The 14298-nt window shown below is 33.7% G+C and carries 10 protein-coding genes and 1 pseudogene; 10 read left to right on the top strand and 1 reads right to left on the bottom strand.

The genetic code is table 11. The features are described 5' to 3' along the window. The first annotated feature begins 50 nt into the window (after nucleotides 1–50). The 4 genes and pseudogenes from HRJ06_RS11985 to HRJ06_RS11970 all read left to right on the top strand — a co-directional run. Nucleotides 51–1211 (top strand): endonuclease NucS domain-containing protein, encoded by a 1161-nt coding sequence (locus tag HRJ06_RS11985; RefSeq protein WP_174733173.1) that lies wholly within the window; start codon nucleotides 51–53, stop codon nucleotides 1209–1211. A gap of 52 nt (nucleotides 1212–1263) precedes the next feature. Continuing rightward, nucleotides 1264–1707 (top strand): hypothetical protein, encoded by a 444-nt coding sequence (locus tag HRJ06_RS11980; protein ID WP_174733172.1) that lies wholly within the window; start codon nucleotides 1264–1266, stop codon nucleotides 1705–1707. Nucleotides 1708–2419: 712 nt separating this feature from the next. After that, nucleotides 2420–2641, top strand: a complete 222-nt coding sequence (locus HRJ06_RS11975) for a hypothetical protein (RefSeq protein WP_174733171.1) — start codon at nucleotides 2420–2422, stop codon at nucleotides 2639–2641. A gap of 264 nt (nucleotides 2642–2905) precedes the next feature. After that, nucleotides 2906–3184: pseudogene (locus tag HRJ06_RS11970) on the top strand (helix-turn-helix domain-containing protein); the annotation flags it as partial. 16 nt (nucleotides 3185–3200) lie between these two features. On the opposite strand, the gene HRJ06_RS23255 reads toward HRJ06_RS11970, so the two are convergent. Beyond that, nucleotides 3201–3383, bottom strand: coding sequence for a DUF6431 domain-containing protein (locus HRJ06_RS23255; RefSeq protein WP_242035224.1), 183 nt, complete (start codon nucleotides 3381–3383; stop codon nucleotides 3201–3203). 631 nt (nucleotides 3384–4014) lie between these two features. Between HRJ06_RS23255 and HRJ06_RS11960 the strand changes: the two genes are divergently transcribed. The 6 genes from HRJ06_RS11960 (at nucleotide 4015) to HRJ06_RS11935 (ending at nucleotide 14282) form a co-directional block, all read left to right on the top strand. Then, complete coding sequence (locus tag HRJ06_RS11960) at nucleotides 4015–4386, top strand: hypothetical protein (RefSeq protein ID WP_174733168.1); 372 nt, start codon at nucleotides 4015–4017, stop codon at nucleotides 4384–4386. Between the two features lie 160 nt (nucleotides 4387–4546). Beyond that, a complete protein-coding gene (locus HRJ06_RS11955; protein ID WP_174733167.1) occupies nucleotides 4547–4705 on the top strand; it encodes a hypothetical protein in 159 nt (52 codons plus the stop codon). Nucleotides 4706–4954: 249 nt separating this feature from the next. Beyond that, the gene (locus tag HRJ06_RS11950; protein WP_174733166.1) at nucleotides 4955–6712 is read left to right on the top strand and encodes a hypothetical protein; all 1758 of its coding nucleotides are present in this window, start codon (nucleotides 4955–4957) and stop codon (nucleotides 6710–6712) included. Between the two features lie 13 nt (nucleotides 6713–6725). Next, nucleotides 6726–8228, top strand: a complete 1503-nt coding sequence (locus HRJ06_RS11945; protein ID WP_174733165.1) for a hypothetical protein — start codon at nucleotides 6726–6728, stop codon at nucleotides 8226–8228. Between the two features lie 4 nt (nucleotides 8229–8232). Beyond that, complete coding sequence (locus HRJ06_RS11940; RefSeq protein WP_174733164.1) at nucleotides 8233–13449, top strand: ATP-binding protein; 5217 nt, start codon at nucleotides 8233–8235, stop codon at nucleotides 13447–13449. Beyond that, nucleotides 13446–14282, top strand: coding sequence for a DUF4007 family protein (locus tag HRJ06_RS11935; protein WP_174733163.1), 837 nt, complete (start codon nucleotides 13446–13448; stop codon nucleotides 14280–14282). Before HRJ06_RS11940 ends, HRJ06_RS11935 begins: the two co-directional genes overlap by 4 nt. Nucleotides 14283–14298: the final 16 nt, after the last annotated feature.

Here is a 14298-nt window from a genome sequence, read left to right as displayed (position 1 = left end):
GATAAAGGTTTTGATATTTTCAAAAATTACAAAGTAAGGAGGAACCCAATGTGTATATCCTTTCTGAAAAGGAGTTTGAAGATATATTAGTTATACACCCTGAATTAATTGAAGATGGGCTAGTTCTTCTGGAAAGACAGGGACAATTGGAAAATAGACGTACTGATTTAATCTTCGCTGACAAAGACAGCAACCTCTTATTAACCGAGTTAAAAAGGGATATTATTACAATGGAGAGCGTGGAACAGATATTAGATTATAGAGGTAGGTTGAAGAAACAGGTTGATAAAAACATTAGAGCTATGTTGATTGGGCAAGAAGTTCCTGGTGACATACAAGACATTTGTTTGTCTAATAACATAGAGTGGAAAGAGATTAGAACGGAAGAGTTATTCAATTATTTGATGGAAAATGACCCCAACTTGTATCAATCTATTTTTATTGAAGGAAAATTATATAAAGAGGCAGTAGGAGTTCCTAGATTGAGTTTTCAAGATTACTTGAATGCAACATCATCTCCACTTGGTGGCCCATACACATCTTATCAATTCTTTGCACCAATAGATGCAAGCCCTGGATTAAGTAATAATAACAAAGAAAATCAATTAGTAGCTAATGAGTTTATGAACCTAATCAAGAACCATCATTTTAATAGAAGATTGTTCCAAGGTATAGTTCATATAAAAAGATTGGACGAACCGCCTGAATGGAGTGTAACAGCTAAAGGGGCGTGGCAAGGGTATGTAGTTCATTACAAATTAACAAGCAATCAACGTTCTATCCCTTGTGAAATTTATTTAGGAACAATAGGGTATCGCGGAAACAAATCAACATTTGCTGATGAAAAATCCAGATTTCTAGTTACTAGAATTGGAAAGGGTAAGAAACAAATAACAACACAATACGGTTTTCATAAATATTTGAACACCAATAAAAAAGAACTCCTTCCCTATTATGAACTAAAGTTTAATGCAAAAGGATTACCAAAAAAATATTGGGATGATGTATATCGGTTATTAAATGATAACGGTTACCAAGTTGAAGACCTCAATGGCAAAAATAATAAAATACTTTGGCTAGGAAAAATAGGATTATCTGAAGATAGTGATCAGCAGGTGGGAAATTTACTAAAGGGATTGTTTGCTATTACTATATTAAAAGCCCATTATAAAGGAAAGGAAAAAGGATATGTGTTTGATTTTCTACAATAATATACTCAAGCCTTACATATAAAGAAATGAAAAGAGAAAGGGCGTGTTTTCCTTGTTATTTGAATTAGATGTCATTGATGCCGTATGCCAAGATTTAGAAGAAAGGGGTTATGTGATCATAAATCGAAAGAAAGAAATTAAACATTCAGGAAAGGATGTAATAGCTAAGAAAACTAACTCTAACAAGGACTTAAGACTTTTTATAGAGGCCATAGGGGAAACCAGTTCCGATTCTACTTCAAAAAGATACGGTAAACCATTTGATAGAAGTCAAATAAAGGTTCATATATCGGAACTGCTATTTGCCACAGCTGAAACACTCTCTATGCCCAAGTTAGATGAATACATATACAAGACAGCCATTGCAATTCCAGATAATAAAGATCATCGAGAATTTATAAACAAAATTAAACCCTTTCTTGATTCTTTAGACATTGCAGTATTTTATGTAAAAGGAGAAAGAGTGTCTGAGATTATAAGTAATAGGGAAGTTTAAATTCAACAACAGAGAGCATTTTTTAAAATTAACTAAGCATCCATAAGCAATACTCATTAAACAAAAAGTAACTCACCCTGCCCGCTAAGTAGTGTGAGTTATTTTTTTCTTAAACGTATTTAATTAGCCACCACATACTGCGGATAATTAAGACTGATGCCAGTGTTCCCGCACCGACACCTTTCATATATCATAAACCAAATCAATTTCGATTTAAACTGAGCCTACTATTCTCAAAAGTTTCAACCGTCTGTTTCTCTTCTCCTCCCGCAGTTCCCTAAGCACGTGAGAATAATGCTTATAAGTCGTTTCGATAGTGCTATGTCCCAAACGCTCACTTACATAATTAATGTCAACTAGTTTAGTACTTGAAGCAAGATCAATCGGTTCTCAAGAGTTGTTTGACGAAGTGGACTATCCACATTATGTTCATTTCACGATGTTAGAAAAAGACGGTCAATGGTAATTTTGACGACATGTAAAAATATTACATTATTAAAACTTTTTATACTTATTTACATTAGCGGCAGCGTAATCAACTGCCGCTTTTTATTATGGATTTCAAAAATGTTGCACTGGTGGTAGCAGAGGGACCCATTCTAATAAGAGAATCTTTTATTGGAAGTGTTATGAAGCAAGGGTATGCTCATTTGCACCTTTTAATTTATTACTATAAATGATAAGTTATAAATGGGAGTTGCCAGGCGGGATCATGAAAAGATATATGCTAAAGAATAACTTTAGAGGGTTAAAAAAAGGTACACAATTCTATTTGGTAGTCGAATCTGAATTTATAGGAGTCAAAGAGTTTGTCCTGCGAACAACTGATTTATCAACCAGAATACCAATCAATGAAGCGGAACTATATAAGAACTTTATTCTATTGAATGGATGTAATGAAGAGAAGCAATGGGAGTGTGCTGTATTGTTTTGATAGAGACAGTGGCTCGGTTACTATGCTGAATAAATGCTAATTCTATAGTATAGCAAGCTATTTTAGCCAAGACTCAATATTTAGATAAAAACTATTGCGGCAGTCGACATCTGCCGCATTTTTTATGTATTTTAAAGGGTTTCCTTATGTCAACAAATGGTCAGCCTGTTGCGTGTTCTATTTAGTCCGAAAGGTTTCTAATGGTATTAAAAAGGAGTCTTTACCTTTGGAAAAGAAGAAGACCATTACTATGGGAAAACATTAGAAAAGCTACGCAGAAGTCAGTTGCTCAGCCAGGAAGATCTAGCTGAATACAGCAAACTAGACCGAAAAACCATCAGCAATTTAGAAAGAGATAATTCCACCCCTTCTTTAGATACGATCTTCAACTTGGCCGTTGCCTTGGGAAAAAAGCCATCAGAATTAATGAAAGAAATAGAAGAAATACAAGAAAATGCACAATATTTAATAAAGGCTTCAAAAGAAATCGAGGAGTCTATGGCATTACATAAGAAGAATAGATTAAATCCAAAAAACTTCTAATCATTATTGGAGGATTCTATGTATTCAACAGAATATATAAATCGAAATGTATCCAAGAAATTAAAAGAAATAGAAAAGAGAGGCCTAACGGACTTATTTGGTGGATGGTACGGCAATGAGGGCACTGTAACCTCCGGATGTTATATATCTTACTCTGTCCCTGATGATCCTTGGCTTTCTTAGTTCCTATAACCAACATGTTTTTACCACAACATGGAGAAGGGATCCTTCCCGCACCCTAACTAAAGACCCAAGTAAGAATGTTTTCAATCAGCTGATATGCCGATACAATAACCATATACTTTTTGGTGGGACGTCTCCCGTATAAACTGTTGGCGCAGTTATACATTATGGGAGGCGTCTTTTCGATTCCCCGGAATTATAGATGTCGAAACGCTTCGAATCATATATGGAAATTATAATCGACTAATTCTGGACAGCAATAGTCTCAACTTTCACTAATTTAAGAATCTCAAAAACACTACATACTATATTGATAAGGTAACTACTGCCTAGATTAAAGTTATTAACCATCATTCAACATTCCCCAGACCAACACATAACACACCTCAAGACAACAAACATACCCCGTCCCGTGAACCATCTCTGTGAAACAAGATTCTTCGAGGCATCACTGTGACCAGGAGTTAGGTTTGTAGCGGACACCAATAAAAGGGTGTTCGCTATTTTATGTTGAAAGGATATTGTTACTGATCGATTTGATTAAAAGTTAACCAACTTGTTTCCTTGTTAGAACAGTTACTTACATTTTTTATGATAATATTAAAGTACTGGTTTTTTCAATACAAGTTGAAATAGAGGAGGAAGAATTGAAGTCTAATATAAACATAGTGTTTGTATTATTGTTATTTCTTTTGTCGACATGTGGTTCTAATAATGAGGATGCAGTAGAATCAGGCGCAAAGAAACCAGAGGTTAATGGAACAGCTGTCAATGCTTCCAATGAAGGGGATTCTGATGGTAGTAGAATGAAACTAGATCCACAAGTACTTGGAAATTGGGAAGAAGAAACAATCGGTGATGCAAGCTTGGAGCTGAAAGAAACAGGCGAAGTTTTTATGGATGTAGCTGGCAGCAAGCTATCGGGAGAGTTTACAGCTGAAGGTGCTCAGCTAGTCATTCTTATCAATAATAAAGACAAGTCTTTACATACACAGTTACTAGTGACAAACTCGTGCTGACCAATAGCGAGATAGAAATGGTATATAAAAAAATAGATTCAGACACCGAGAAAAAGCCTGATCGTAACATAGAAAATAATCCCGCCACCATTGCCCAGCAATATATTAATTTTCTAAGAGATGAGAACTAGAAGGCAGCACACTCTCTAGAGTTTCCGGAATGATTGAGAAGGAATCAGCGAGCGAGTATATAATAGAAACAATTTTGCCGCATCAAGGAGGATTCTACATAGAAAATATTGGTGAAGATGCAGTGTTAGAAGTATTCATAGATTGGGAGACAGGAGAAGTATCAGATCGCTTCTTTGTACTTCACTAATTTTTAAAATGTTTTTTAGTTTCCATATTCCTTTTCTGTTAGAGGGAAAATAGAAGAACTAGGTGAAAAACTTTTGTTTAACAATGAGTCGCTGGCCTATTTTTAATTGAATGAATTTAACACTATTTTTTAATGAGAATTAACAAAATAATGAAATACATATTCAAATTATATTGTTTACTGAAAACTCGTAATTTATTTTACATATAATGTTAAAATAGTTATAACAAGATAAATAGAGGTGTTAATATGCATATACAATATATTAGATATTTACAATCCATGAATAATGCTAATAGTTCAAATGACAATGCAATTGCAGAATCTCAGTTTTCTAGTCCTTACTATGAAAGAATCCGTGTGGAGAGAAAGATTGGCAGTTACCTAATACACCAAATTAAAGAAAAGCCATCATTTATTATATTAACCGGCCATGCTGGTGATGGAAAAACTAGCTTATTACATCAAATCTTACGTCAAGTTGATGCAATTCAAGCTGAAGAAAAGCTAAAAGAAGAAGATACTGTTCAAAATAGGTTGACTGGACAGCTATTATATTACGTAAAAGATATGAGTGAATTGGTGAGTGATAAACAAAAAGAGTGTATCCAAGAAGGGCTAGACACAGTTAACAATGAGGGTTCAAGTATAATTGTTTCAAATACAGGCCCATTAATTGAAGCTTTTAAAAATTATTATGCAGATACATCATTTTGTAAAAATAAAATAGAGATGGATATCCTTAAATTAATGGATGAAAACTCATTTAAAGAAGGTTTGATAGGTCAAGTTTCTGTCTTAGTAATAAACCTAGCCTTACTAGATAATACTGACATTGTGCCATTTTTAATAGATAACCTATTAAATGAGGAACTTTGGAAAGGCTCTGAAACATGTGAATTAGGCTTATCATGCCCAATACATAATAATTATTTGACATTGAAAAAACATCAAGAACAATTTAAGGGGTTTGCCATAAATTATTATCGTTGGTTAGCTGATAATGACATGAGATTAACAATACGCCAAATTCTCTCACATCTTTCATATGCGATTACAGGCAATTTACAATGTCATAAATTAAGTGTGATTAACCGTCAAACTATTTTATTTGATTATCATATTAGTAACTTGTTTTTTGGATATGTAGGTTTTACTGAAAACACAGATGCGTTGAAAATTAAATCAATCGTTGAAATTCAAAAGATGAAGTTAGATGAAAAAAGGCTAAAATTTGATCAAGATCTTTTTGTGAAAGAGAACTTCGATGTATTGGCTGAAGAAGTTCGAACTATTACAAAAAATATATGGGATTATTTTATGCGTCGGCGACTTTACACTACTGAACAATTACTTTATGGAAAAGAACCATTTTTAATACGTAAAGCTATGCGTCGTATGGCGATTTTATTTGCCGAGATGGATGAACAGCAAGCTGCTCAGTTATTTGGTATTTTATATTCTCCAATATATCCAAAATATTTATCGTATCGTAAAAACGGTATTCGCTCCCGCTCAAAGCGCCAATTGAAAGAAATTGTTTTCAAGGCATTACAAGTCCTTATTATGGGAGAGAGTAGTGATGTTAATTCTGATAGTGTATTGTATTTGCCATTAAAACGTAATGGCCTTACTAATCAAAATGTCTATCTTTTAGTAGGTAAGATTGATTTTGATAGCTTAGTAGTAGATTCGAAGCAAATGGAAAATACAGTTTCGGATGAACCTATTTATAATGTATATATTAAGTTCAATCGGTTACCACAAACCTATTTATTACCATTGCCTATACTAGATTATTTCTATCAAATTGCGAATGGGTCCCTTTCTACAAAATTAAATCCAGTTTTATCGCATGGGATTCATCGGCTGAAAGCGCAGTTATATAAAGAATATCAATTTGCTGATGGTGAGGAAGTAATCAAGTTGTTAATTCAAACACTACAAGGACCAAAAATTATAGATATTGAGTTAGATATAGACAATAAAAAACTATATTTTGATTAGGAGATAGACTACGATGACACTAGAATTTTTTCCTAAATATGAAGGATATGATCTTCAATCACAAAACCCTCAAATTCAGATTTATGGTCACCGTATTTATAAAGACCAAACGTTATACGAATATTTATTGGAATTTTTATTAGTATTTATATCACCTAAAAGTGAGGGCCAGAAGGACTACGTGGAAATTAAATCTGATGGATTTTATTTCAAAAAAATTGAAGATGAGACAAAAAGGCTGCATTATTATCCAGCTCCTAAAATGGGATTAAAACGTTTTATTTTCTTTAACCGTAGTGACCAGGAGAAACGATTTGAAATTGACCGCTATGCATTAGAACATCATCGCGAACATTTAAAACAAACGATTCAAATAGAAGGATCCAATTATGATAAAGATTTCGCTTTAGACATATTACAAGATTTATTTTACGGTTACACCGCTATTAGCGGAAAACGTTCTTGGTTTGCTCAATCATTATTGCCATTAACACCAGAAATAATTTTTAGCGAATCAATTGGCAATAAGAAAACACGAACAGAAAATCTATCCAAGGAAGATACTTTCTTAAGTATTGATCGTGAATTCAATTTTTCTCAACACATGTTTATGGCTCGAGGTGGGGAGGTCTATTACTTACACGTACTACAAGGGTTAAATAAAGTAGACAATGAATGCAGGGATAATTTATCTAAAAAGCTAAAAGAGATGATAATTTCCATTCCGCAATTAAGTGCACTCGCTAACTACATTCAAGATGAATGGGAGGAAGTTGTAGATGCGTCTGTAACCCAGCGATTTCATTATATAGATAAAAAAATTGAAGTTATCCCAAAAGACTATGAAAATATAGCTCATTATACTGTCGAAGAACTGCAAAATTTATTATCTAGTGAATTGGATGCTTTTGAAAAAGTAGAACTAGTAGGGAATTTGATAGCTCTTCAAATTATTCGAATGATGACTTACCGCTCTACAACCGTTTTGAACCTAAAAGATAGACAATCGTGGATAATTGATTTAACGAAAAACACCCAAGGATCTATTCGAAAACAGGCTGTTCAGGGTTATCAGCAACTAGAAGAAAATGTTTTTAGAGCAATTTATCGAGTTTATGATGAAGAGATGGCTGAAACAAAAAAGAATATATTGCAAGATGCTGCTAAAGATACAAGCCTGCTGATCCGTAAGTTAGGCAAGGATATTGGCCTAATCATTCCTCCTACCGGAGGTTCAATGCGCATGTCTTTAAATGAAAACCTAGTGAAAATCCTGGTGTTAACATTAATTAAACCGGGGGAACGCCTATTATTCACGACATTTTTAAGGTTATGCTATGAACATTACAATATTGTGATTGGTCCTAAAGAGGCTGAAAAACACTTTGAAGAAATTTCATTTTTAAATGATTTTAATGAAAATGAGTATATTTTCTTAGAAATATTACGAAACAGTGGTTTCTTACGTAACTTATCGGACGCTACATCTATTGTAGAAAATCCATTTAAAGGGTGATTAGATGAAAGCCTATATTGAAAAGTTAAGTGCATATATTGGGGATAAAATTAATAATACAGACGAAGCAACATTTATTCGGCTAGATTATTTTAATCATCCAACGATTTATTTAGAAGTAGCAAAATACTTAACTTCTCGTTTTGATAGCTTAGAGGTTCAGCTTTCTGAAGAGAAGTACATTAAATGGAAGGATGAATTTCAAACAGAAATAGAGGAAATGCGGAAATTAGGATTTGTCAGTATAGATCAGCGATTTACAAAGCTTCGTAATGAGTTTGGCGAAACTAAAAAATCTGTAGTTTTATTAGCTACAGAAAGTGTACAGGATAAGGGGGGCTTGGCAGACTTCTATTCCATTACACCGGCTGATATTAATACCATATATAAAGGGAGTTTTGCACAGTTTTTTGGTACTTTAGACATTGATGATCAACGAGCTATTGCAATCATCGATCACCTTTTTGCAAGTATTTTTAAACATGTTCCATTAGATCTTTTCAAAGTGAGCGAGATTGCGGACAGCACATCAGAACAAAATTTGTACCAAGTCGATGAAATTGTTGAATATGTTTTAAAAAACTTGTGGGTCAAGTTTGGATTACCTAATATTCTTACCGTAAATAATAAATTACTTAGCGAATTGCATAAGGGCAAAACGTTTAAATTGTTGGAAAGCGGCGAAAAGTTTATTAAGCGGGATGCATATAAAAGTGGATTCAGTAACAGTGCTGAAAAGAAATTGCGTGATAAATTCAGCAAGTTTAAGGAACAAAATGAAAACTTTATAGAGTATGAAGCAACCATTAAAGAAACATTTGGATCTTATGAAAAATATTGCGAAGATATTATAGACTTTGCTAAGGGGGGGGATTTAGAAAAGTTACGTCCAAAACTAGCACAATTCGACCAAGCGATAACAACGGAAATTTTAGGCATCAAGACTGGAGGCATAACTCCAATCAAAGATCGAGTGATCAAATTAAAAGGCGAACCAATACACACATATTCACAGATGATCTTGGAAGTACTAACGCAATTGCCAGAGCCTATACAATATTTAGATAAAGTAGTAATTAATGTATCTGCTGCAAAGTTAGCAGAAGGGATTCTAGAGGAGGACCGCACAAATCGGTGGAATGAAATATGTCTTTCTTTAGGTGGTCTCGTCGATTATTTGAATGTAAGTTTACAAAATGTTGTGACAGTTGAATATTTTAACAACGAAGATCCATTTGCCTTAAAAAATAAAGCAGCAGTAAATTTAGACTTTATAAAAACACCTAACGCACTTTCGAAAATTTATTTTGAAGTTAAATTGGCTAGTGATGAAAACTCTAAGTGGTTGTTCGAATGGTCATTTAGCCCTTTTGAATATTGGCTTCAGTCATTTAATTTAATACCGTATATTGAACAGCAGCTTGCATTAAATAATGAAGATAAGCTGCCGATCTTTACCTGCAAGCAGTTAGGAAATTTGTTAACTAGTACTGATATTACGTCATTCCATTACCAGTTAACCAATTATGAAATCGTCTTGCATAATACCTTAAAGATTTTTAAAGAATTTAACACGAATGGTAACTTGGATGATAGGAAAGTGGTAAACAAACTTTATCGTTTAATTGACCCATTTATGAAGTTTGTAATGGAAATCAATAATAACGGTTTTTACAATGCAATTAACGTTCAAAAAACCTTGGTAACTGCAGAGTTAATTAATACTTATGTAACAATCTACAATGATTTATGGACATCCTATAGCTCTTACCCTAACTTTGAAAAAGAACATTTTTATTTAATTTCAAATCTCTTTGCAATTATAGAAGAAAGAGATTTTAAAGAGCGACATAATGTTGTGCAAGGAGCTATTATTCCGCCCATTCATCCTTCTATGTTAGAAAAAATAGAGGCTCAGCAAGCTTTTATTCGCCAAGGTTTAGTAGATGTAATAACGAATTTGATAGAAAACTTTGGATCTGTTAAACTGTCAGATTGCCTACAAAGATTATCTAAAGTAGAAAATCAATCTGCTATTTTATCTGGTGTCGATTGTTTAATTACTCAAAATGAAGTGAACCGCGCACCGACACATGTATTAGGATATTATGCGTTGCATGGCGAGTCGAACCGTACACAAATTATTGATAGTTCTTATCTAAACGAAATGGATTACGAGGATGATTTAGATGAAAATAATGAATTTAAAACGAGTTCTTCGAAAGCATATATAATCCAATCTCATATTGCGGAATATATTAAAACATTCCCATCCAATGTAGATGCACTGTCGCTATGTTTCATTAATTTTGACCATCTATATCCGATTATTGAAGGAATTAAAAACTTCATCAAAGTACAGCAAAAACAAGCAGGAAAATTTAGTTTAGAACTGGATATTTTGACGTCCAAAGTAAATTATAAAGCGCAAAATTATGTAAAGCTGTGGTTAGATCAAACGTTTAATGTAGATGACGATATTGAGTTGAACATTCATTTCAATACTTACAAAAATACAGAGATAACTAAGTTAAATGAGTTTTTAGAATATAAAGCTTACGATTTAGCATTTATTGATAATTTATTATACACAAGTGATATTAAATACAAAACGAATGTAGGGAAGAAAATTGCACCAAGTGAAACAAAATTTCCAATGGTATTCAACCCTATACCGGCCCCTGAAAATAAAGAAGAACGTAGTGTTTCAATCAGTCAAATGCAATTTGAAGCATCTTTTGCTCATTCACAATTAGTGTTCTGGACGCAAAATTCATATGCGAAAGAAAATGAGTTTTATCGTGTAGAAAGAGTCCTATCCATCCAAAAAGGTATTAAGGATCTTTTAGACATTTTCCATGAAAAAGCTCGTTGGGTTGTTAGTATTGATACTGGGCTTGATAAGCAAATTTTTGATTCTGAAAATATCATCAGTTTTTCAACAGGAGAAGGTGTTTACGGGGAATTAAACGTTGCGATTTCAGCTTCTGTAGAAATGAAAAAAGATATTCAAGCACGATTAGAAATGCGATTACGAAAGCTATTTCCATCATGGCTACCCGAAATGTATATGCGAGCTGCAGAATATTGCTTAGGAGACTCAGTCATTTTAGACGGTATTAAAATTTTAAGAGCTTTAAACCCATATGATTACGAAATCCATAGTTATTTATCAAGTCTATTAGCCGTTCATTCATTAAATGTTACAAAAATAAATGAAGACACACTACTGAAGAGCTTTATTTCATTAGACTCATATGACCATTGGTTTAACGATGAACCAAACCGTCCAGATTTATTAGAATTGGAAATCGTACGAAGTGAAGATGACAATTTACTATATATTAAAGCGAACTTAGTAGAATGCAAAATGGGTAAAGAAAATCCAATACACATTGAAAAGGGAATGACACAACTAGAGAACAGTTATAAATTCCTTTCAAGCGTTTTTTCACCAGACTCAAAAGCGCATGATCGCCGCTATTGGTTTGCTCAATTGTATCGCCTTCTAGCATTTTCTCCAATATACTTGACGATCGATGAATTCGAGCGAGAGCGTCTAAACAGTGACTTGATGAAAATTTTAAATGGTGAATTTACAATTGATTGGAAAGCAACACTCTTAACCTATTGGCTAGATTATAATGCTGAAGAGCTAGAGATTATAACCCATAGCCTTTTAGATCAGGCAGATATTCAAGTACATCATCAGCCCTATGGACAATTATATATACAAAAACAGTTGTTGCCAGAAGCTGAGCGTACAGCTGTACAGTTTGAAGATGTGTCAAATGTGGAGTACGAGCATTTTGCAGATGATGAAAAAACTTTTAAAGAAATTGCCAAAGAATTAAATCGTCAGATTGAAGAAGATAATGCTTATGATCCAGTTGTTAAACTGATAAATACGCAAGTGGTAGCTGAGAAAAAACCACCAATTGGTTTTACTGTTTCAAAAACATCAAGTGATAAACCAATTAATGAAAAAAATGATACTGAGACAAAACCTACTACAGTAATTAATTCGGAACCAGATTCTCCGCCGGTTACAGAACCAGTGGAAGATGGGGAGCAAACAAAGTTGCAAGATGTACGGATTTTATTAGGACGAGAACAGCGTACTAATAAAGATATTTATTGGGAGTATGGACATCATAAATTAGAAAACCGTCACCTTCTAATTACAGGTACATCGGGAGTCGGTAAAACATATTTTATGCAATGTCTATTGTTGGAGCTAGCAAATAATAATGTTTCCACACTAATTTTTGACTATACGGACGGTTTCAAGAAAAGTCAATTAAATGATGACTTTAAAGAAGCAATGGATGGCAAGATCATTCAATTTAATGTTCAACGTGAAGGATTCCCAATCAACCCATTTAAAAGAAACTTAAAAGAGTATGATGAAGATGAATACGATTTAGAGTCTGATATTGACGTGGCAGAACGTATTGCAGGGATTTTTTATTCTGTGTATAAAAAGAATGGTATTGGGGATCAACAGAAAAACGCGATTTACAAAGCAACTGTTAATGGTTTGCAAAAATATGGCGATAAGATGAGCTTAGATTATTTACGTAGTGAGCTTGAGAGCTTAGATAAAGGTAGTGCAAAAACTGTATTATCTAAAATCGATCCGTTAATTGATCGTAAGCCATTTGCTACAGAAAATCTGTTCGATTGGGAAGAATTGCGTCGTGCAGCCGGAAAGGTCTTTATCGTCCAATTAACGGGCTTTAACCGCGATACACAAGTGCTATTAACTGAATTTATCTTATGGGACATTTGGAGCTACAATTTATCGCATGGTTCAGTGGAAGCGCCGTTCCCAGTAATCCTTGATGAGGCGCAAAATTTAGATCAGTCAGAAACATCACCGAGTGCGCGTATTTTAACTGAAGGCCGCAAGTTTGGTTGGTCAGGTTTATTCGCTACGCAAACATTACAGCACCCAATTACAAAAGATGCTATTACACGTTTTCAAAATGCTAGTCAAAAAGTACACTTCTTGCCACCAGAAGGTGATAATAAAAATATAGCTAGCTTCTTAAGCCCGGAAAGTGATGAGCAGAAAACATGGGCAACAAAACTTTCTAAGTTGTCAAAAGGACAATGCATAGTAGTTGGTTCGGATCGATTATCAGATGACAGTTTAGGTCCAAAATTAAAACACGTCATTGATGTAACCCCCTTGAACGAAAGGAAAAGGTACAAATGAATAAAGAAGAGTTGATGACTTATCATCTTAACTTTCATCAAAGTTTTGCACCTGAAATAGAGGCCATCTCACGTATCGTGAGCTTGGCCGATTCAGATACAGGTTTCTTAACGAAAGAAGAGATTTCTGAGAAGACAATGATATCTACGGGCAAGAGATCTGGGAAAGTAGAGCCTAATATCTATTATGCAACAGCAATGAGATTAATTACTTTTGAGAAATTAGATCAGAAGTATGAATGCAAATTAACACCTTTAGGAAGGGTGGTATTTTTAGAGGATCCTTATTTAGTTGAGAATATTTCTAAATTATTACTTCATGCTTTTTTAGCTGATAGCTATTCAGCTGCTAAGTTGTGGTCATACTTATTTAATGAATTTATTCCTAAAGTAATGCCGAGTTTTAACAATGAACTAATTGTAAATGCTATAGAACGACATTTCTCTTCTAATGTTAATCTCACGCCTTTTAGAACTTGTTATAGCAGCGATCTTTCATTAGGAGATCTAGGGTTAATTCGATTAGTGGATAAAGGTTACGAATTAGAGCCACATCGTATATCTAGGGAAAATGTGTATGTGTATGGATATGTATTATTAGAAAAATGGGAAGAAGTCTTAGCAGATCGGTCAGAAATTACATTTAATGAGATTACAGATGTTTTATGCTTTGGTAAGCCTTTCTTATGGGGAGAGCGACAGATGCGTGATGCATTTGATTTGATGCAAGATGCTGGATTGATTAAAGTTAATGCTCAATTGTCACCAATTACAATTATTAAAAATCAGAACTCCTACTTCTGTTTAGATAAGATGTATTCACTTTTAATTTGATTCCTAACAGATTTAT

Origin of the sequence: Mesobacillus harenae, assembly GCF_013343715.1 — a bacterium.
GTDB classification, from domain to species: domain Bacteria; phylum Bacillota; class Bacilli; order Bacillales; family Cytobacillaceae; genus Mesobacillus_A; species Mesobacillus_A harenae.
This window is presented reverse-complemented; position numbering and strand designations above follow the sequence as displayed.